Annotated in this window: 15 protein-coding genes and 1 tRNA gene; 10 read left to right on the forward strand and 6 right to left on the reverse strand. The window is 67.5% G+C overall.

What is annotated here, in order from left to right:
- Window positions 1-102: 102 nt before the first annotated feature.
- The 3 genes from VFQ64_RS09845 to VFQ64_RS09855 form a co-directional block, all read right to left on the reverse strand.
- Window positions 103-750, reverse strand: a complete 648-nt coding sequence (locus tag VFQ64_RS09845; protein ID WP_325103107.1) for a hypothetical protein — start codon at window positions 748-750, stop codon at window positions 103-105.
- A 69-nt stretch (window positions 751-819) separates the two neighbouring features.
- Window positions 820-1,143 (reverse strand): hypothetical protein, encoded by a 324-nt coding sequence (locus VFQ64_RS09850; RefSeq protein WP_325103108.1) that lies wholly within the window; start codon window positions 1,141-1,143, stop codon window positions 820-822.
- Window positions 1,144-1,351: 208 nt separating this feature from the next.
- Window positions 1,352-1,885, reverse strand: coding sequence for a host attachment family protein (locus VFQ64_RS09855; protein WP_325103109.1), 534 nt, complete (start codon window positions 1,883-1,885; stop codon window positions 1,352-1,354).
- 107 nt (window positions 1,886-1,992) lie between these two features.
- Between VFQ64_RS09855 and serS the strand changes: the two genes are divergently transcribed.
- The 4 genes from serS (at window position 1,993) to VFQ64_RS09875 (ending at window position 6,217) form a co-directional block, all read left to right on the forward strand.
- Entirely contained in the window at window positions 1,993-3,291 is a 1,299-nt protein-coding gene (gene serS / locus VFQ64_RS09860) for a serine--tRNA ligase (protein WP_325103110.1), read from the forward strand.
- Between the two features lie 83 nt (window positions 3,292-3,374).
- Entirely contained in the window at window positions 3,375-4,487 is a 1,113-nt protein-coding gene (locus tag VFQ64_RS09865) for a M23 family metallopeptidase (RefSeq protein WP_325103111.1), read from the forward strand.
- 110 nt (window positions 4,488-4,597) lie between these two features.
- Window positions 4,598-5,824, forward strand: a complete 1,227-nt coding sequence (gene tyrS / locus VFQ64_RS09870) for a tyrosine--tRNA ligase (RefSeq protein ID WP_325103112.1) — start codon at window positions 4,598-4,600, stop codon at window positions 5,822-5,824.
- 78 nt (window positions 5,825-5,902) lie between these two features.
- Window positions 5,903-6,217: a PilZ domain-containing protein gene (locus tag VFQ64_RS09875; protein WP_325103113.1), complete on the forward strand. Its 315-nt coding sequence runs from the start codon at window positions 5,903-5,905 to the stop codon at window positions 6,215-6,217.
- On the opposite strand, the gene recG is transcribed toward VFQ64_RS09875, so the two are convergent.
- Window positions 6,214-8,265, reverse strand: a complete 2,052-nt coding sequence (gene recG, locus VFQ64_RS09880; RefSeq protein ID WP_325103114.1) for an ATP-dependent DNA helicase RecG — start codon at window positions 8,263-8,265, stop codon at window positions 6,214-6,216. The genes VFQ64_RS09875 and recG overlap by 4 nt on opposite strands.
- A gap of 69 nt (window positions 8,266-8,334) precedes the next feature.
- On the opposite strand from recG, the gene VFQ64_RS09885 reads away from it, so the two are divergent.
- Window positions 8,335-8,598 (forward strand): succinate dehydrogenase assembly factor 2, encoded by a 264-nt coding sequence (locus VFQ64_RS09885; RefSeq protein WP_325103115.1) that lies wholly within the window; start codon window positions 8,335-8,337, stop codon window positions 8,596-8,598.
- Between the two features lie 117 nt (window positions 8,599-8,715).
- Window positions 8,716-12,162 carry a transcription-repair coupling factor gene (gene mfd / locus VFQ64_RS09890; protein ID WP_325103116.1) on the forward strand — a complete coding sequence of 1,149 codons (3,447 nt, stop codon included), beginning with the start codon at window positions 8,716-8,718 and terminating at the stop codon, window positions 12,160-12,162.
- A gap of 37 nt (window positions 12,163-12,199) precedes the next feature.
- Here the strand turns inward: mfd and VFQ64_RS09895 are convergent, their stop codons facing one another.
- Window positions 12,200-13,456, reverse strand: a complete 1,257-nt coding sequence (locus VFQ64_RS09895; protein ID WP_325103117.1) for a GGDEF domain-containing phosphodiesterase — start codon at window positions 13,454-13,456, stop codon at window positions 12,200-12,202.
- A gap of 83 nt (window positions 13,457-13,539) precedes the next feature.
- Between VFQ64_RS09895 and moaA the strand changes: the two genes are divergently transcribed.
- The 4 genes from moaA to VFQ64_RS09915 all read left to right on the forward strand — a co-directional run bounded on the left by moaA (window position 13,540) and on the right by VFQ64_RS09915 (window position 16,478).
- Entirely contained in the window at window positions 13,540-14,538 is a 999-nt protein-coding gene (gene moaA / locus VFQ64_RS09900; protein WP_325103118.1) for a GTP 3',8-cyclase MoaA, read from the forward strand.
- The gene (locus tag VFQ64_RS09905; protein ID WP_325103119.1) at window positions 14,535-15,314 is read left to right on the forward strand and encodes an NAD kinase; all 780 of its coding nucleotides are present in this window, start codon (window positions 14,535-14,537) and stop codon (window positions 15,312-15,314) included. The genes moaA and VFQ64_RS09905 overlap by 4 nt, the downstream gene beginning before the upstream one ends.
- A 50-nt stretch (window positions 15,315-15,364) precedes the next feature.
- Window positions 15,365-15,439, forward strand: a tRNA-Asn gene (locus tag VFQ64_RS09910).
- A gap of 430 nt (window positions 15,440-15,869) precedes the next feature.
- Entirely contained in the window at window positions 15,870-16,478 is a 609-nt protein-coding gene (locus tag VFQ64_RS09915) for a CC0125/CC1285 family lipoprotein (protein WP_325103120.1), read from the forward strand.
- A gap of 183 nt (window positions 16,479-16,661) precedes the next feature.
- On the opposite strand, the gene secA is transcribed toward VFQ64_RS09915, so the two are convergent.
- The gene (gene secA / locus VFQ64_RS09920) at window positions 16,662-19,412 is read right to left on the reverse strand and encodes a preprotein translocase subunit SecA (RefSeq protein WP_325103121.1); all 2,751 of its coding nucleotides are present in this window, start codon (window positions 19,410-19,412) and stop codon (window positions 16,662-16,664) included.
- Window positions 19,413-19,475 lie beyond the last annotated feature (63 nt).

A 19,475-nucleotide genomic window follows, 5' to 3' on the forward strand; every position in this document is an offset into this window, starting at 1 on the left:
GTTAAGCCAGATACTGGGCGCGCGGAGGCGCAGAAAACGCGGTGACCCCACAGTATCGTGGTTAACGCGCTTGCACTTAACGGTTCGTTTTGGCCTTCCTTCCTAGCAGTCCCGCATTGCGATGGAGCCGAACCGGCGCAAATCGTCTCGCGGCAACAGGGAAGAGAAGATCATGTCGGTCCGGATGGCTTTGGCAAAACTTTGCGCCTGTGCATGTGGCGGCGCTGTTATCGGCGGCGGCGCGGTGCATGTGGCCGAGCGGCCCCGCGCGGCGGTGGTCAAGCAGAAGACCGTGAAGCACAAGGTCGCCAAGCGGATCGTCAAGCGCACCGAGGTCGCCTCGCGCGCGCCGCGGCGCCGGATCGTCACCACGACGACGACCACGACTTGCCCGCCCGCAATGGTGACGGTGGCGAGCGCGCCGCCCGTGCCGATCCCGGCCGCGATCGGCGAGGGCTTCATCGGCGGCGGCGGCGGCGCGGTCCCGGCGGTCATCGGCGGCGGTGGCTTCTTCGGCGGTGGTGGGTTCGGCGGCGGCTTCGGCGGCGGCTTCGGCGGCAGCGGCGGGTCCAGCGGCAGCATCGTGATCTCGTCGACCTCCAGCGGCGGCTCCACCAGTTCCTCGTCCTCGAGCGGCGGCGCGATCGTCGACGTGGACAACTCGAACTCGAATTCGAACACCAGCAACAATAACAATTCGTCGAACAACAGCTCGACGAACAACAACAACGCGACGAACAACAACACCAACAACAACTCGAACCAGCAGTCGCAGAATCAAAATCAGAACCAAAATCAAAATCAGAACCAGAACCAAAATCAGAACCAGAACCAGAACCAGAACGGGTCCAGCGGCGGCAAGGACGACCATGGTTCTTCGTCCAAGGGTTGGTCCTCGTCGGGTGGCTGGTCGTCGAACGGTTCGTCTTCGACCAGCAGCGGCTCGACCGGCGGCAGCAATGGCGGGAGCAACGGTTCGTCGGGCAGCTCGTCGTCGAGCTCCAGTTCCTCGTCGTCGTCGTCCAGCTCGTCCTCGGGAAGCTCGGGCAGCACCGGATCGAGCGGCGGCCCGCCGGCGCCGGTGCCCGCACCGCCGATGGTGCTGCTGTTCGGCGCCGCTGCCGCTGCCCTTGTGGCGCGCAAGCGGCTCGCGAAGTCCGCGCAGGTCTGATTTCAGGCCAAGCACGACGGAAGGCCCGCCGTTCGGGGGAACGGCGGGCCTTCTTGCTGTAGCGCGCCCCTGAGCAGCAACGCTGCGAGCGAGACGCGCGAAGCGGGCTGGGCTCCGCTTCAGCCGAACTTCGCCGTCACGGCACTCATTCCCGTGACCGCTTCGACGCTGATGACCTGCTTATCCCGCCGCCATCAGCGCCTTTTCGATGTCGGGGATGGTGTGCCCGGTCAGGTCTTTGGCCAGCTCACCGGTCAGCCGCGATTCCACCTCCTTGTGGTAATGCTTGCGTAGCTCGCCCAGCGTCTTGGGCGGGGCCACCACGATCAGCTTGCTGAACTTGCGCGCGAGCGCCCGTTTGCGCAGCATGTCGGCCGCCTCGGCGGCGAAGCGATCCTCTTCCAGCTGGTGGAAGTCGGTCTCCTCGAACGTGCCGCGCGATGGGGCGAAGGCGCCGCCCTGGCCGCCGCCGCCGGTGCTCGACCCATGGGCCGTCATGCCGCCGGTCTGCGCCGCAGCCGGCGCACTCGCACCCATCTGCGTCCCCATCGCACCGCCCGCAGCATCCGTCTTTTGGAACCGATCGGCGGGGTTCGGATGCTCCTCCGCCAATTCGACCTTGAGGTTCAGCGCCTGCGCGTCGCCGTCGTTGCGCAGGAACAGCATCTTGCGCCCGTCGGCGACCAGCACATAGGTGTCGTGCGGAACCTGCATTTTATGTTCTCCTTTGGTTGATGCTCCGACAGGGTAACGCCCCCGGCGCGCGGAGGGTTGCGGCGCCAGGCTTGCGTGGGGTTTGACCCGCCTCCATAGCCTGTGAGATGCACGACATCCGCCTGATCCGCGACGATCCCGCCGCCTTCGACGCCGCGCTGGCGCGACGGGGCGTGGCACCGCACTCGGCGCTGCTGGTCGACCTCGACGAGCAGCGGCGCGGGCGGATCGCGGAGGCGCAGACGGTGCAGGCGAGGCGTAACGAGCTGTCAAGGGCGATCGGCCGCGCCAAGGGGCAGAAGGATCACGCCACTGCCGAGCAGCTGATGGCCGACGTCGCGGACCTAAAGGAACGGCTACCGACCTTGGAGGCGGCGGAGCAGCGGCTCGGCGCCGAATTGGACGCCGCGCTGGCCGCGTTGCCCAATCTGCCCGCTGCGGACGTGCCGGATGGCGGCGGCGAGGACGATAACGTGCTGGTGCACGAGCGCGGTCGGCATCCCGTGTTCGACTTCCCGATCAAGGAGCACGACGCGCTCGGGCCCGCGCTGGGCCTCGATTTCGAGACCGGGGTCGCTATCGCCGGTACGCGATTCACGCTGGTGCGCGGGCATGCCGCGCGCTTGAACCGTGCGCTTGGTCAATTCGGGCTCGACACGCTGACCCGCACTCATGGTTACGAGGAAGTCGTCCCACCGCTGTTGGTCCGCGACGCGGCGATGTTCGGGACCGGACAGCTTCCGAAATTCGCCGAAGACTTGTTCCGCACGACAGATGGTCGCTGGCTGATCCCGACCGCGGAAGTGAGCCTTACCAACATCGTCGCCGGGCAGATCCTCAGCGAGCACCAACTTCCGCTTCGGTTCTCCGCGCTCACCCCGTGCTTCCGTTCCGAAGCGGGCGCGGCGGGCCGCGACACGCGTGGCTTTATCCGCCAGCATCAGTTCGAAAAGGCGGAGATGGTCTCCATTGTCACACCCGACCGGTCAGAGGCCGAACATGAGCGGACGACGGCGGCGGCCGAGGACATACTCACCCGGCTCGACCTGCCGTTCCGCCGGATGAAACTGTGTACCGGCGATATGGGCTTTTCCGCCGCGCGCACCTTTGACCTCGAGGTCTGGCTGCCGGGGCAAGGACGCTATCGAGAGATTTCAAGCTGCTCCACCTGCACCGACTTCCAGGCTCGTCGCATGAACGCGCGTTATCGAGCGGAGGGGGAGAAGGGCACACGCTTCGTGCACACGCTCAACGGCTCCGGACTGGTCGTCGGCCGCATAATGGTGGCGGTGATCGAGAACTATCAGCAGGCGGACGGCAGCGTCGCCGTGCCCACCGTGTTGCAACCCTATCTCGGCGGGCTGAACCGGCTTGAGCCGCGCGGGTCGGCGCCAGCCAAAGCTTGAGCGACTTCGTTCGATCCTTCGTTCAGCGCGCGGCAAGCGTGGATGTCGGCAAAGCTTCTGCTGAGCTATACCGAGGGGGCGGCATGACGGAGAGCGCGATGCGGCTGTTGGGTCTGGTAAGTCTCGCGACGCTGGCCGGGTGCATACCCAGCCTTGATGACCGCAGCGACGATCGCCCGCCGCTCCCGGTGCAGCGCAACGAGCGCGCCGACCGCTACCCCGCCCCCGGCGAGCGCGACTGGCAGCCGCAACGCGGCGACGAGGAGGTCACCGCCCTCCCCGCGCCCCGGCCAGCCTGGGAATCGCGCCCGGTGATCGCCGATGCTCAGGACGTGCCAAGCCTGACCTACACCGTCGCGGCGGGCGACACCCTCAACCGCATCGCGGCCCGCACCGGCGCGAGCGCCGACGCAATCGCGCGCGCCAACGACCTGCCGTCACCTTATGCCGTGCGCGAGGGCCAGCGGCTGTCGATCCCCGGCGGCCGCTATCACCTGGTTCGCACGGGCGAGAGCGGCATCGCCATCGCGCGCGCCTATGGTGTGCCGTGGAGCCGCGTGGTCGAGACGAACGGTCTGGTCGATCCCTTCATTCTGCGCACCGGCCAGCGCGTGCTGATCCCCGACCTTACGCCCGCAGCACCCGGGCTGAGCAGCGCCGCGCAACGAGCGGCGGCGTTCCGGCTCGACATCGACGATATCCTGACCGGCGGCGAACCCGCGCTGGCGAACAACGCGCGGCCGTCGCGGGCCGTCCCCGGCCCGTCACGGGTGCTTCCCGCGACGGCTGCGGTGGCACCGCCCGCCCGCTTTGCCGGCGGCGGCTTCGCATGGCCCGTGCAAGGCCGCCTCCTCAGCCGCTTCGGCCCCGGGCAGACGGGCGAGCGGCGCAACGGCGTGACGATCGCGGTGCCGCTGAACACGCCGATTCGCGCTGCCGCCGACGGCGTCGTCGCCTATGTCGGTACCGGCATCGTGTCACTGGGCGGGCTGGTGATCGTCAAGCACGGCAGCAATTGGACCAGCGTCTATGGCTACGCCTCCAAGCTGCTCGTCCAGCGCGGCCAGGCGGTGAAGAAAGGCCAGACGTTGGCGCTGTCGGGCGAGACCGGCGCGATCGAGCGCCCCGCGCTACTGTTCGAACTCCGTAAGGGCCGCACTCCGGTCAATCCGGAGGATCAGCTCCCGCGGCTCTGACGTCCCTTCCGCTTGCGGGAGCGGCGGGGGGAGGGCATGTCCAAACCCAACCCCGACCCGACATCCACTTCCTAGCCCCTCCCCGCAAGCGGGAGGAGGAGAGACTCGCAATGGCGTACCGGTCCGACCTCCTTCGCCTGCTCGACGAGCGCGGCTATCTTCATCAGCTGACCGATGCCGCCGGCCTCGACGCGCTCGCCAGCCGCGACGTCGTGCCCGCCTACATCGGTTTCGACCCCACCGCGCCGTCGCTTCACGTCGGCAGCATGGTGCAGATCATGCTGCTCCGCCGCCTGCAGCAGACCGGGCACAAGCCGATCGTGCTGATGGGCGGCGGCACCGGCAAGGTCGGCGACCCCAGCTTCAAGGACGAGGCGCGCAAGCTGGCCAATGACGACACGATTGCAGCCAACATCGCGTCCATGAAGACGGTGTTCGCCCAGTTCCTCACCTTTGGCGAGGGCCCTAGCGACGCCGTGATGCTCGACAACGCCGAGTGGCTCGACCGGCTCGAATACATCCCGTTTCTGCGCGATGTCGGCCAGCATTTCTCCGTCAACCGGATGCTCAGCTTCGACTCGGTCAAGCTGCGGCTCGACCGGGAGCAGTCGCTGAGCTTTCTCGAGTTCAATTACATGATCCTGCAGGCCTATGATTTTCTGGAGCTGTCCCGTCGCACGGGGTGCCGGCTGCAGTTGGGCGGCTCGGATCAGTGGGGCAACATCGTCAACGGCATAGAGTTGGCGCGACGGATGGACGCGACCGAAGTCTTTGGGGTTACCACCCCGCTGATTACCACCGCCGACGGCGGCAAGATGGGCAAGACGATGGCCGGCGCTGTCTGGCTCAACGAAGACCAGCTTTCCTCCTACGACTACTGGCAGTTCTGGCGGAACACCGACGATCGCGATGTCGGCCGCTTCCTCCGGCTCTTCACCGACGTGCCGCTCGACGAGATCGCGCGGCTGGAGGCGTTGGGCGGCGCGGAGATCAATGCCGCAAAGGTCGTGCTCGCCAACGAGGCGACCGCGATGTGCCGTGGTGAGGACGCCGCGCTGGCGGCAGCCGAGACCGCGCGGCGGACCTTCGAGGAAGGCGGCACGGGCGCCGCGCTGCCGACCCATACGGCCGACGTCGACAGTATCGCGATCGTCGATGCGCTGCTGCTGCTCGGCCTTGCCGCGTCCAAAGGCGAAGCGCGCCGCAAGCTGAGCGAGGGCGCGGTCAAGGTGAACGACGTGCCGGCTCACGACGGTCAAACTTTGTCGCTCGGGGACGGTGGCGCGCTGAAGGTGAGCCTCGGCAAGAAGCGCCACGCCCTGCTGAAGCGGGTGTAACCATCAGGTAACCTTCTACGTTCGCCATCCGGCAAAGCTTTGGCGGTTAGCCCGGTGGCGACCAAGGGGTAGGGGCAAGTGGCAGCCAGCGCGTTAGGGTGGGTGCAGGAGGAGCGGAGCGAAGCGCGCGACGCGGTACATCACCGCACGCGTGCGGCGCATACGGACGGCCGCCTGCTGCCGATCGTCATCGTCAACACGTCCGTCGGCGGATTGATGGCCCGGTGCGAGGCGTCCTGCGAGCAGGGCGACCGCCTTCGCATCGACTTGCCGATCGTCGGCGCCTTGCCGGTGGAGGTCCGCTGGTCTCTGGGCGGCCGGATAGGCTGCCGGTTCGTCCAGCCGATGCAGCCGGCCGATTACTACACGCTGCTCGGCGCGCTGCGGCGTTAGCCGCCCCTGAGCAGCTGCACCGCCGCGTCCCGCTCGAACAGGTACAACGCGATCCGCGCCGCGTCACCGCGCCGCCCCTCCAGGCCACCGTCGCGCTCGATCAGCAGCCGGGCGTCGTCATGCGCGCAGGCAATCAGATCGGCGAGTTGATCGGGCGGCGCCAGACGAAAGTTCGCTTCCCCGGATTGTCGTGTCCCCAACCACTCGCCGCCGCCGCGCAGGCGCAAGTCCTCTTCGGCGATGCGGAAGCCGTCGTTGGTCTCGCGCATCAACGCCAGCCGCGCGCGTGATGTCTCGCTGAGCGCGCTGCCTCGCAGCAGCAGGCAAATCGAGGTGCCCCCGCCCCGCCCCACCCGACCACGCAGCTGGTGGAGCTGTGCGAGACCGAAGCGGTCGGCATGTTCGATCACGATCAGCCGGGCGTTGGGCACGTCCACCCCGACCTCGATCACCGTCGTCGCCACCAGCACCGAAGTTCGGTTGGCCGAAAAGGCGGCCATCGCCGCGTCTTTCTCCTCGGGATTCATGCGGCCGTGGACGAGCCCGACGCGGTCTCCGAAACGCCGCCGCAGTGTCTCCGCACGAGCCTCGGCCGCCGCGAGGTCCGACTTTTCGCTCTCCTCCACCAGCGGGCAGACCCAATAGGCCTGCCCACCCTCGGACAGATGCCGGCCGAGCGCGTTGACCACTTCGTCCAGCCGCTCCTCGGACACGACGCGCGTCTCGATCGGCTCGCGCCCTGGTGGCATCTCGTCGAGACGACTGACGTCCATCTCGCCATATTGCGCCAGCGTCAGCGTGCGCGGGATCGGCGTCGCCGTCATCGCCAGCAGATGCGGCGCCTTCCCCTTGGCCTGCAGCAACAGCCGCTCGGCGACGCCGAAGCGGTGCTGCTCGTCCACCACCACCAGCCCCAGGTCGCGATACCCGACCGCCTCCTGGAAGATCGCGTGGGTACCGACCAGAATGTCGATCGAGCCGTCCGCGAGACCCATCAGCGTCGCCTCTCGCGCGCGTCCCTTGTCGCGGCCGGTCAACACCGCGATCTCGACCGGCAGCCCGCCGAGTGTACGCTTCAGCGTCTCGCCATGCTGGCGTGCGAGGATCTCGGTCGGCGCCAGCAGCGCGCCCTGCGCGCCTGCCTCGACCGCGATAAGCAGCGCCATTGCCGCGACCAGCGTCTTGCCGGAGCCGACATCGCCTTGCAGCAGTCGCAGCATCGGCGCGGTCTGCGCCAGGTCGCCCTCCACCTCGCGCACGGTCCGCGCCTGCGCGCCGGTCAGCGCATAGGGCAGTTTGAGCATGTCCCGCAGCCGTCCGTCGCCTGCCAGCGCGCGGCCCTTGCGCGCGCGGGTCGACTGCCGAACCAGCGCCATGGCAAGCTGATTGGCAAACACCTCGTCATAGCCGAGCCGCGCGCGCGCCACCGCGTCCGCCGGATCGGCATGGACCCGCGCCAGCGCCTCGCGCCAGTCGGGCCAGTCGCGTCGCTCCTTCAAACTCCGGTCGATCCATTCGGGCAAGATAGGCGCGCGGCCGACCGCCTGATCGGCCAACGTGGCGAGACGCCGGTGGGTCATGCCTTCCGTGAGCGGGTAGATCGCCTCGCGTGCGCGCAGCGACTCGCCCGTCTCCGCCAACTCGGGATGGATGATCTGTAATTCCTGGCCGTACTGATCCAGCCGCCCCGACACCTGCTTCGCGTCGCCCAGCGGCAGCAGCTTCTTCACATAGCCGGAACTGCCGCCGAAGTAGGTCAGGCTGACATAGTTGCCGAGCCGGTCGGTCGCCTGCACCCGCGTGGGCCCCTTGGGCGACCGACCGACCCGGTACTCGCGCGGCGTCAGCACGATCGCGATCGTGCGGCCGACATCGGTGTGCATCAGTTCCTCGCGCGGCAACCGGTCCACCCATCCGGTGGGCAGGTGGAAGGCGACATCCACCACGCGCGTCAGCCGCAACCGCTCGAGGGCCTTGGCGACTGCCGGCCCGACACCGGACAGGACGGTCGCCTCCGCGAACAATGGATTGAGGATATCGGGCCGCATGACTATCTGGCCTCTACCCCGTTCAGCCGACGCGCTCAAAGCCCGTCGGCCATTTGCCGTTGGAGCCTTATGGATCGAGAGACCCGCCTCAAGCGCCTGCGCTATCGCGCATGGCATCGCGGTACGCGCGAGGCCGACCTGATGATCGGCGGCTTCTTCGACGCGCACGCGACCGGCTGGGACGAAGCGGAGCTTGCCTGGTTCGAGACGCTGCTGGAGGAGCAGGACGTCGACATCATGGCCTGGGCATTGGGAACGCTGCCCTGTCCCGAGCGATGGGAGGGCGCCGCGATGCAGCGGATGCGCGCGATGGACTTCGTGCCCCTGCCCTGAACTTCCCCTCCCGCTTGCGCGAGGGGTCGGGAGAGGGCTTGTCGCCCTGCCCGACATTCGCTCGACATTCCCTCCCCCAGCCCCTCCCGCAAGCGGGAGGGGAGCGGAAGTGCCAAGATGCCCGACCTTCAGACCATTCTCGCCGCCAAGCAGCCTCTGACGCTGGCGGGCGCACCGACCGGGTTCCTGCCGTCGCTGCTCGCCGACCTCGCCCGGGCAGCGCCGACGCGCGCGGTCTTTATCGCGCCCGACGATGCCGCGATGCGCGCGATCGCCGCCACCGCGCCGTTCTTCGCGCCTGAACTGGAGGTGCTGACCTTCCCCGCCTGGGACTGCCTGCCCTACGACCGCGCCTCGCCTTCCCTGCGCGTCATGGCCGAGCGGATCGCGACGTTGCACCGGCTGCAGGGCAAGCGCGACAGGCCGCAGCTCGTCCTTACCACCGCCAACGCCGCCACCCAACGCGTGCTGACCCCGTTTCGCATCCGCCAGCTCGTCGCGACGCTGGCCCCGTGCGAGCGGATCAGCCGCGAGAGGCTGGCGACCCTGCTCCAGGCCAACGGCTATGTCCGCACCGACACTGTGCACGATCACGGCGAATATGCGGTCCGGGGCGGCATCGTCGATCTGTTCCCGTCGGGCGAGGAGCAGGCCTACCGCCTCGACTTCTTCGGTGACGAGATCGAGACGGTACGCACCTTCGACGCCTCCGACCAGCGCACCACCGGCCGGGTCGACCGCTTCACGCTGCTGCCCGCGTCGGAGGCGCTGCTCGATGAGGAGTCGGTGAAGCGCTTCCGTGGCCGCTACCGCGAGACCTTCGGCGCAACCGCGACCGGCGACCCGCTCTATCAGGCGGTCAGCGACGGCCGCCGCCTCGCCGGGATGGAGCACTGGCTGCCGCTGTTCGAGGAGAAGTTGGCCACCCTGTTCGATCACCTGGGCGAGGGCGTGATGGTCCGCGACGCCGGCGTCCCCGCCGCCGCGGAGGGCCGGTTCGAGGCGATCGCCGACTATTACGAGAACCGCAAGCGCGCAGAGGCGGCGCAACCCGGCAGCTATCGGCCGCTGCCCGGCAAGGCGCTTTATTTGCCCGCCGAGGAATGGGCCACGGCCCTGGAGACAGCGCGTACGCATCTGACCACACCGTTTCACGAGCCCGAAAGCACCACCGTCATCGACATGGGCGTCGACGGCCCGCGCGACTTCGCGCGGGAGCGCGGCAGCGGCGCCAACATCTACGAGGCGGTCGCCGGCCACGTCGCCAAGCTGCGCCGGGACGGCAAGAAGCCGATCCTCGCCAGCTACTCCGCAGGCGCTCGCGAGCGGCTCGCCGGGCTGCTCAAGGATCATGGCCTCACCGACGCGCGCGCGGTCGAGACCTGGCAGCAGGCGCTCGGCGCGCCGGGCACCGCGCTGGTCGTGCTCGGGCTGGAGCATGGCTACACCGGCGCGAGCGTCGCCGTGCTGACCGAGCAGGACATGCTGGGCGACCGGCTGATCCGGCGGCAGAAGCGTCGCAAGTCGGCCGACGCATTCCTCGCCGAGCTGGCGACGCTCTCGCCCGGCGACCTCGTCGTCCATGCCGACCACGGCATCGGCCGCTACGAGGGGCTGACCTCGATCCCCGTCGGCCAGAGTCCGCACGACTGCGTGGCGCTGTCCTATGCGGGCGGCGACAAGTTGTACGTCCCGGTCGAAAACCTGGAAGTGCTGTCCCGCTACGGCTCGGGCGAGGACAGCGCGGCACTCGACCGTCTCGGCGGCGAGGCCTGGCAGCGGCGCAAGTCGAAGATGAAGGAGCGCATCCGCGAGATCGCGGGCGAGCTGATCGCAGTCGCCGCCGAACGCGCGCTCCACCCCGGCGACGTGCTTGAGCCCGACGACAGCGGCTACAACAGCTTCGTCGATCGCTTCCCTTATGAGGAAACGGAGGACCAGGATCGCGCGATCGGCGACGTGCTGGCGGATCTGGGCGCGGGCAAGCCGATGGATCGCCTCGTCGTCGGCGATGTCGGCTTCGGCAAGACCGAGATCGCGCTCCGCGCCGCCTTCGTCGCTGCGATGGGCGGCAAGCAGGTCGCGGTGGTCTGTCCCACCACGCTGCTCGCGCGCCAGCATTACAACAACTTCAAGGCCCGGTTCGAAGGCTTCCCCATCGAGATCGGCCGTCTCTCCCGCCTCGTCACCGCTGGCGAGGCGAAGGCGACCAAGGAGCGCCTGGCGGAGGGCACCATTGACGTGGTGGTCGGCACCCACGCGATCCTCGCCAAGAACATCGACTTCAAACGCCTCGGCCTCGTCGTGGTCGACGAGGAGCAGCGGTTCGGCGTCACGCACAAGGAGCGGCTGAAGACCCTGCGCGCCGACGTCCACATGCTGACGCTCACTGCGACGCCGATCCCGCGCACGCTGCAGATGGCGATGAGCGGCATCCGCGAGCTGTCGGTGATCCAGACCCCGCCAGTCGATCGGCTGGCGGTGCGCACCTACATCATGCCTTGGGACCCGGTGGTGCTGCGCGAGGCGCTGCTGCGCGAGCATTATCGCGGCGGCCAGAGCTTCTTCGTCACCCCGCGCATCGCCGACCTGCCCGACATCGAGGAGTTCCTGCGCAGCGAAGTGCCCGAAATTCGCTACGTCATCGCGCACGGCCAGATGAGCCCGACCGAGGTCGAGGAGCGGATGAGCGCCTTCTACGACCGCAAGTTCGAGGTGCTGGTGTCCACCACCATCGTCGAGAGCGGGCTCGACATCCCGTCCGCCAATACGATGATCGTCCACCGCGCCGATCGCTTCGGCCTCGCCCAATTGTATCAGCTACGCGGTCGCGTCGGCCGCTCCAAGACCCGCGCGTATGCCTACATGGTCACGCCGCCCGAGCGGCACATGACCAGCACCGCGGAAAAGCGGCTGAAGGTCCTTTCCGATCTCGATTCGCTCGGCGCCGGCTTCCAACTCGCCAGCCACGATCTGGACATCCGCGGTGCCGGAAATCTGCTCGGCGACGAGCAGTCGGGGCATATCAAGGAGGTCGGCTTCGAACTCTACCAGTCGATGCTGGAGGAGGCGATCATGGACGCCAAGGCCGGCGGTATGGCCCGCCGTCCGACCGACTTCTCCCCGCAGATCACGGTCGATGCCCCCATCCTGATCCCGGAGGAGTATGTCCCTGATCTCGATCTGCGCATGGGCTTGTATCGCCGCCTCAACGATCTCGACCAGAGCCGCGACGTCGAGGCGTTCGCGGCCGAGCTGATCGACCGCTTCGGCCCCTTGCCTGACGCGACCGACAACCTGATTCGCATCATCGACATCAAGCTCCATGCCAAGCGGGCGCGGGTCAGCAAGATGGACGTGGGTGCGAAGGGCGTGGTCGTGACGTTCCACGACAACAAGCCCGCCAATATCGACGCGCTGCTCGCCTATACCGAACGGCTTGGGGCCATCGCAAAGATCAGGCCGGACGCGAAGTTCGTGCTGTCCCGCGCCTGGCCTGATGCGAAGGCCCGGCTGCACGGGGCGCTGCAATTGGCGAAGGGGCTGGCGAAGACGGCGGGGTGACCGAGGCCGCCTGGTGCGGCGTGCTTGCGGCCATGTTTCAAGCGCGCCCGACCAACCCCAGCAGGTGGGCGGTGTCCACCGGCGGCGCGCACAGATAGCCCTGGTACTGGGCACAGCCCGCATCGGCGAGCATCCGTAACTGCTCGTCGGTTTCCACCCCTTCGGCGATGACGGTCAGCGCCATCGCGCTACCCATTGCGGCGGTCGCGGCCAGCAACGCGGCGTCGCGCGAGCCTGCGTGCACTCCCTCAATCAGCGCCTTGTCGAGCTTGAGGTAGTCCAGCGGCAGCGCCTTGATGTAGGCGAGGCTGGAATAGCCCGCCCCGAAATCGTCGATCGCGATCCGGCATTCTGCGGCCCTGAGCGTCCCCAGCGCCTTCGCCGCCATCGCCGGGTTCGCGAGAGGCCCGGTTTCGGTGAGCTCGAGCGTCAGCCGCGTCGGCGCGAACCCGCTCGCGTCGATGCGCGCCAGCAAAGCCGATGCGAAACCCGGGCGCATCACATCGCCTGCCGTTATGTTGATCGACAGCCGCAGATGGGTCAGCGCGTGGGGCCACTTCGTCGCCTGTCCCAGGGCCAAGGTCTGAATGTGCTCGGACAGCGGCAGACCCAGATCGGCCCGCCTCGCGGCCGCGAACAGCGCCTCCGCCCCCAGCGGACCACGCCGGGGATGCCGCCATCGCGCCAGCGCCTCGACGCCGACGATCCGCGCCTCGGCGATATCGACCTGTGGCTGGAACAGGATGTCGATCTCCCCGCGTGCGATCGCGTGATGCAGGTCGATCGCCAGCGCATCGAGCGAGGAAGCCTCGCTTCGCCGCGCGAGCAGGGGCGCACCTTCCTGAGCCTCGGCCAGCGCCTCGCCCGCACGCACCAGCGCGGCGCTGGGCTCTTCGTCCGCTGCGTGGACCGCCAAGCCGATCCGCGCCCCGACCAGCACGCCCGGTGCAAGTGGCTGGGCAAGGATCTCCGCGATTTCACCGGCGAGTGCTAACGCTTCGTCCTCGGCCATCGCGCTGGCGATGGCGAAGCGCCCGCTGCCGAGCCGAGTGACCCCCACCGTACCGGCAAGGTCCGCAAGACGGCCATGCGCTACCTTGACCACGGCATCCCCGACCCCGCGGCCGTGGGCTGCGTTGAGCAGATCGAGCCGGCGCAAGCCGATCAGGATGATCGAAGCGGGCTGCCCGGCGCTGCGTTGCTCGCCCAGCCACTCGCGCACGGGTGCGGTCGCCGCTCCCAGCACCCAGCCCCCCGGCACCCGCCGACGCTCGCGCTTGCCCTCACCCACCATCGCGCAAGCGTAGCCGTCGCACCTGCCGCCGCCAATGGTGCATGGGGGTTGTCGCTGTGCCGCGCCGGGCCTACGTCTGATCGATGCTCGTTGCGCCCACAGAGCCGTCGCTGCTCGACGCGCACGGGCGCGCCATCCGCTATTTGCGCATCTCCGTGACCGATCGTTGCGATCTGCGCTGCCGCTATTGCATGGCGGAGGCGATGACCTTTCTGCCGCGTTCGGCGCTGCTGCAGCTGGAGGAGATCGCGGTCATCGCCGAACGCTTCATCGCGCGCGGCGTCACCAAGATCAGGCTGTCGGGCGGCGAGCCGCTGGTGCGTCGCGATGTCGGCGAGCTGGTCCGCCGGTTGGGCCGGCATGTCGGGGCCGGGCTCGACGAGCTGACGATGACGACCAACGGCACCCGGCTTGCCGACCATGCGCGGGCACTGGCCGCCGCCGGGATCAGGCGCGTCAATGTCAGCCTCGACACGCTCGATCCCGAGCGATTCCGCTACATTACCCGTCACGGTGACCTGGCCCAGGTGCTCGCCGGCGTCGTTGCCGCGAAGGCGGCCGGGCTGCGGGTCAAGATCAACACCGTCGCCTTGGCGGGGCTTAACGAGGACGAGCTGCCGGCGATCCTCGCCTGGTGCATTGACCAGGGTCACGACCTGTCGCTGATCGAAACGATGCCGCTCGGCGCGATCGACGAAGACCGGACCGATCGCTTCGTGCCGCTGACGCGAGTGTTCGAAACGCTTTCGGCCCGCTTCGATCTGATCCGCGACGGGCATCGAACCGGCGGCCCGGCGCGGTATTGGCGGGTGAAGGGGACGGACACGCTGCTCGGCCTGATCTCTCCCCTCACCGCGAACTTCTGCGACGGCTGCAACCGTGTGCGACTGACCACCGAGGGCAAGCTGTACGCGTGCCTGGGGCATGACGATCAGGTCGATCTGAAAACCGCGCTGAGGTCCGGCGGCATCGCGGCCTTGGACGCAGCGATCGACGAGGCGTTGCGGATCAAGCCAAAGCGCCACGCCTTCGACCTTTCCGTACCCGCGGTCGCGCGGCACATGAGCGTCACCGGCGGATGACCGAGTTCCTGCGGCGGGCGCTGGTCGCCTCGCCCACTCCGCCGGCCCGCGAGGCCGCGGCGGCGCTGGCGGACAGTGCCGATTGGGTGCCGGTGGGCGATGCCGACGTGGTGATCGCCTTGGGCGGCGACGGCTTCATGCTCCAGACGCTGCACCAGATGCTCGCACGCCGGCAGCTCGCGGTGCCGGTGTTCGGGATGAACCTGGGCACGGTCGGGTTCCTGATGAACGAATGGCGTCCACACGGGCTCGACGGGCGGCTCGCGCGCGCGAAATCATTCAAGGTCACGCCGCTAGAAATGACGGCGACGGGCGTGGACGGCCGCGTCCACACGCTCCCTGCGATCAACGAGGTATCGCTGCTGCGCGAGACCCGCCAGACCGCGAAGTTGGAGGTGACGGTCAACGACCGCATCGTCCTGCCCGAACTCGCCTGCGACGGCATCCTCGCCGCGACCCCTGCCGGCTCGACGGCGTACAACCTGTCGGCGCAGGGCCCGATCCTGCCGCTGGGATCCGCGCTGATCGCGCTGACCCCGATCAGCCCCTTCCGTCCGCGCCGCTGGCGGGGCGCGATCCTGCCCGACAAGACCCGCATCGGCCTGCGCGTGCTCGAGCCGGCCAAGCGGCCCGTCTCGGCCGTCGCCGACCAGCGCGAGGTCCGCGACGTGGCGAGCGTCGCCATCTCGATGGACCGAGCGCGGGAGCTGACCCTCCTGTTCGACCCCGAACATGCGTTGGACGACCGGATCACGATGGAGCAGTTCGCGGCCTGAGGGCTTGAATCCTTGCAGAGCCGGGGTATAGACGCCGCTTACGCGAACGGTCCCTGATAGCTCAGCGGTAGAGTAGGTGACTGTTAATCACTTGGTCGTTGGTTCGAATCCAACTCAGGGAGCCATTCGCGGAACAGCACCGGATCGCCGCTGAGGCAGGTGACCGGCACCCACGCTCCCGCTATTCCTCGCCCGGATTTCAGGTCGTGATTGGCGTGGAAGTTGAGGGGAAATTGAGGGCCGAATGCGCCCTATCCATGTAAGAGCTCCTGACCTGTTCCTGGTGACACGGACCTATTGTGTAGGACAGCGGCTTTTTTGCCCGACCTGCGAGGCGTGGGCCGTGGATCGCTCAGCCGACGCGGTCCGCGCTGCGACTGGTTCAGTTGTTTGAAGCACGGTGGCACCGCGTGGTCGCGCGAGTGGGATCATCGAAGCTGTTGTATTCACGATGGTTTTCCGTCGCGGATACAAAACCGTTCATCGCACGTTCCATATCCAGACGGTATTGCCGACAACATTCGCGGCATCCGGCCGCGACTTGGAGACCATCCCATGCACAAATCCTTCGGGCGCAAGCTTATGCTCGCCTCCGCCGCTAGCGCCGCGCTGCTGCTCGGTGCCTGTGTGTCCGAGACCACCTATCGCCCGGCGACGGGCCAGGGGTTCAGCCGTACCGGTTTCAGCGACCGTCAGGTGGAGCAGAACCGCTTCTTGGTGACCTTCGCCGGCAACAGCTCGACCCCGCGTGACACGGTTGAGCGGTACCTGCTGTTCCGCGCGGCCGAGCTGACGCTGCAGAATGGCGGCGATTATTTCGTCATGGTCAATCGCGATACTGATACGCAGTCGCGCACCTATGCCACGCCGGGCTTCAACTCGGGCTTCGGCTATGGCGGCTTCGGCGGCTATTGGGGTCCGTCCTGGCGCTATTATGGTGGCGGCTTCGGCTATGGTCGCGGCTTCGGCTGGAGCCCGTGGTATGGCGGCGGCTTCGGCGCCTTCAACGACTTCGATATTCAGACGGTGCAGCGTTACGAGGCGACCGCGGAGATCGTCGTCGGGCGCGGGCCGATCCCGCGCGACAACCTGCGCGCCTTCAACGCCCGCGAGGTCGTCGACCGGATCGGGCCGACGGTGGTGCTGCCCGGCCAGCGGCGCTAGGTCACCGGCATCCGCAAGAGAATGGGCGGGGGTAGCGCAAGCTACCTCCGCCTTTTCTTTGTCGACCCGCGCTCGGGCACCGGTCTGTCAAACATCCAACGTCGAGAGTGGTGCAAGTCGACCCCCGCCTTCGCGGAGGTGGATCGGAGAGCGGGGGTGGCTAGATCCAGCCGAGGCCGTGCGTCACTCCACCTGCGCGGTGACGCTGCCGTGGCAATGCTTGTACTTGCGCCCCGAGCCGCAAGGGCATGGCGCGTTGCGGCTGACTTGGCCTTCCCAATGCTCCGGGTTTTCACCCAGGTCGGGCATGTCAGGGCGAACCGACTGGAGCGGCGGCAGCTGCGTCTGGATCAGCCCGGCGGCACCTGCATCATAGTCGCGGCTGTCGTCCTCGCCCGTGAACGGGTCGAAGTGGGTGGTGATGAAGTCCGGGAGATCGGGGAGGCTCGGGGCCGCCTGCATCTGGAACTGCGCGTGCGCGACGGTCCGCGTCACATCCTCGCGGATGCTGTCCAGCATCCGCTGGAATAGCGCGAACGCCTCCTGCTTGTACTCGTTGATCGGCGTCTTCTGCGCATAGGCGCGCAGATGAACCACCTGGCGCAGCGCGTCGAGCGTCGCCAGATGCTCTTTCCAATGATGGTCGAGGTTTTGGAGCAGGATCGATTTCTCCACCTGCGTCCACGTCTCGGGATCGAGCGCGCTCGACTTGGCGTCGATCGCTTCGTCGGCGGCGGTGCGGATCCGCTCCTCGACCACTTCCGGATCGATCGCCTCTTCGGTCATCCAGTCGTCGATCGGCGGCTCGACCGCGAGCACGCTCGCGACCCGCTCCTTCATCCCCGCCACGTCCCATTGCTCTGGATAAGAATTGGGCGGGCACGCCTCGCCGACGATGACGTTGACCGTCTCGTGGCGCATGTCGACCACCACGTCGCCGACCGCTTCGGCATCCATGATGTCGCTGCGCTGTTCGTAGATGACCTTGCGCTGGTCGTTCATGACGTCGTCATATTCGACCACCTGTTTGCGGATGTCGTAGTTGCGCGCCTCGACCTTCTTCTGCGCGGTCTCGATCGCCTTGGACAGCCACTTGCTGCCGATCGCCTCGCCATCGTCGATGTTGTTGCGCATCATCTTGGCGAACAGCGTGTCGGGGCCGAAGATGCGCAGCAGGTCGTCGTCAAGCGACAGGTAAAAACGGCTCAGCCCGGGATCGCCCTGACGCCCCGAACGGCCCCGTAGCTGGTTGTCGATCCGCCGGCTTTCGTGGCGTTCCGTGCCGAGCACGAACAGGCCGCCGGCCGCGAGCACCGCCGCTTTCTCCTCGGCGATCTCCTCGCGCATCCGCTCGATCGCCGCGTCGCGCTCGGGTCCGTCGGCGAGGTGCGTCAGCTCGTCATTGATCCGGAACTCCAGGTTGCCGCCGAGCTGAATGTCGGTGCCGCGGCCCGCCATGTTGGTGGCGATCGTCACCACGCCCTTGCGCCCGGCTTGGGCGACGATGTGCGCCTCGCGCTCATGCTGGCGCGCGTTCAGGACCGAGTGGGGGACCGCCTCCTGCGTCAGGAACTCGCTCAATAGCTCGGATTTCTCGATCGAGACGGTGCCGACCAGCACCGGCTGACCCTGCTCGGCGTGGAGCTTGATCTTCTTGGCGATCGCCGCGAACTTGTCCTTGGTGTCCTTGAAGAACTCGTCTTCCTCGTCGACGCGCTGAACCGGCACATTGGTGGGGATCGAGACCACGTTCATCTTGTAGATGTCGAAGAACTCGGCCGCTTCGGTCGAGGCCGTTCCGGTCATCCCCGCCAGCTTAGGGTACATGCGGAAGTAATTCTGGAAGGTGATCGAGGCCATGGTCTGGTTCTCGGGCTCGATCTCGACGCCCTCCTTTGCCTCCACCGCCTGGTGCAGCCCGTCCGACCAGCGCCGGCCGTCCATCATCCGGCCGGTGAATTCGTCGATGATGATGACCTTGCCGTCCTTGACGATATAGTCGGTATCGAGCTTGAACATGACGTTGGCGCGCAGCGCCTGGTTGAGGTGGTGGACCACCTGCGTATTCTCGAAATCGTACAGATTCTCGCCCTGGAGCAGCCCCGCCGCCTCCAGCATCCGCTCGGTCTTCTCGGTCCCGTCCTCGGTCAGGATGATCGACTTCTGCTTCTCGTCCTTCTCATAGTCCGCCGGGTCGAGCTGCTTCACGACCGCGTCAACCTGCATGTACAATTCGGACTTGTCGTCGGTCGGGCCGGAGATGATCAGCGGCGTGCGCGCCTCGTCGATCAGCACCGAATCGACCTCGTCAACGATCGCCATCGCGAACGGGCGCTGCACCATCGACGCGCGGTCGTACTTCATGTTGTCGCGCAGATAGTCGAAGCCGAACTCGTTGTTCGTGCCATAGGTGATGTCCGAGTTGTACGCGTCGCGGCGCTGCTCGTCGGTCAAATTGGGGATGATGACCCCGACGCTCAGGCCCAGGAAGCGGTAGACCTGCCCCATCCAGTTGGCGTCGCGTTCCGCCAGATAGTCGTTGACGGTGATGACGTGGACGCCCTCGCCCGGCAGCGCGTTGAGATAGACCGCCAGCGTCGCCACCAGCGTCTTGCCCTCGCCGGTGCGCATCTCGGCGATCTCGCCACGGTGAAGGACGATGCCGCCCACCATCTGCACGTCGTAGTGACGCTGGCCGAGCACCCGGCTCGCCGCCTCGCGGACGGTGGCGAACGCCTCCGGCAGCAGCTCGTCGAGCTTGGCGCCGTCGGCCAGGCGATCACGGAAACGCTGCGTCTGGCCGGAGAGCTCCTCGTCCGACATCGCCTGCAGCGACGGCTCGAAGTTCGCGATCTTGGCGAGCAACGGATTGAGGGACTTGACGTACCGGTCGTTGGACGAACCGAACAGCGATTTGGCAAAGCCGCCGAGCATGGGCGTATTCCTGATATGACGAGAAGGCGCGGCGCGTGGGCGCGGCGCGGGAACTAGGGTGAC

The organism is Sphingomonas sp. (assembly GCF_035714405.1).
Lineage (GTDB): Bacteria > Pseudomonadota > Alphaproteobacteria > Sphingomonadales > Sphingomonadaceae > Sphingomonas.

Excerpts from the sequence above, each read along its gene's own strand:
- VFQ64_RS09895 (WP_325103117.1), bottom strand. The coding sequence starts at position 13,456 with ATGGTGGGTGAGGGCAAGCGCGAGCGTCGGCGGGTGCCGGGGGGCTGG.
- mfd (WP_325103116.1), top strand. The coding sequence starts at position 8,716 with ATGCCCGACCTTCAGACCATTCTCGCCGCCAAGCAGCCTCTGACGCTG.
- serS (WP_325103110.1), top strand. The coding sequence starts at position 1,993 with ATGCACGACATCCGCCTGATCCGCGACGATCCCGCCGCCTTCGACGCC.
- secA (WP_325103121.1), bottom strand. The coding sequence starts at position 19,412 with ATGCTCGGCGGCTTTGCCAAATCGCTGTTCGGTTCGTCCAACGACCGG.
- VFQ64_RS09885 (WP_325103115.1), top strand. The coding sequence starts at position 8,335 with ATGGATCGAGAGACCCGCCTCAAGCGCCTGCGCTATCGCGCATGGCAT.
- VFQ64_RS09905 (WP_325103119.1), top strand. The coding sequence starts at position 14,535 with ATGACCGAGTTCCTGCGGCGGGCGCTGGTCGCCTCGCCCACTCCGCCG.
- tyrS (WP_325103112.1), top strand. The coding sequence starts at position 4,598 with ATGGCGTACCGGTCCGACCTCCTTCGCCTGCTCGACGAGCGCGGCTAT.
- VFQ64_RS09855 (WP_325103109.1), bottom strand. The coding sequence starts at position 1,885 with ATGCAGGTTCCGCACGACACCTATGTGCTGGTCGCCGACGGGCGCAAG.
- VFQ64_RS09865 (WP_325103111.1), top strand. The coding sequence starts at position 3,375 with ATGACGGAGAGCGCGATGCGGCTGTTGGGTCTGGTAAGTCTCGCGACG.
- recG (WP_325103114.1), bottom strand. The coding sequence starts at position 8,265 with ATGCGGCCCGATATCCTCAATCCATTGTTCGCGGAGGCGACCGTCCTG.
- VFQ64_RS09915 (WP_325103120.1), top strand. The coding sequence starts at position 15,870 with ATGCACAAATCCTTCGGGCGCAAGCTTATGCTCGCCTCCGCCGCTAGC.
- moaA (WP_325103118.1), top strand. The coding sequence starts at position 13,540 with ATGCTCGTTGCGCCCACAGAGCCGTCGCTGCTCGACGCGCACGGGCGC.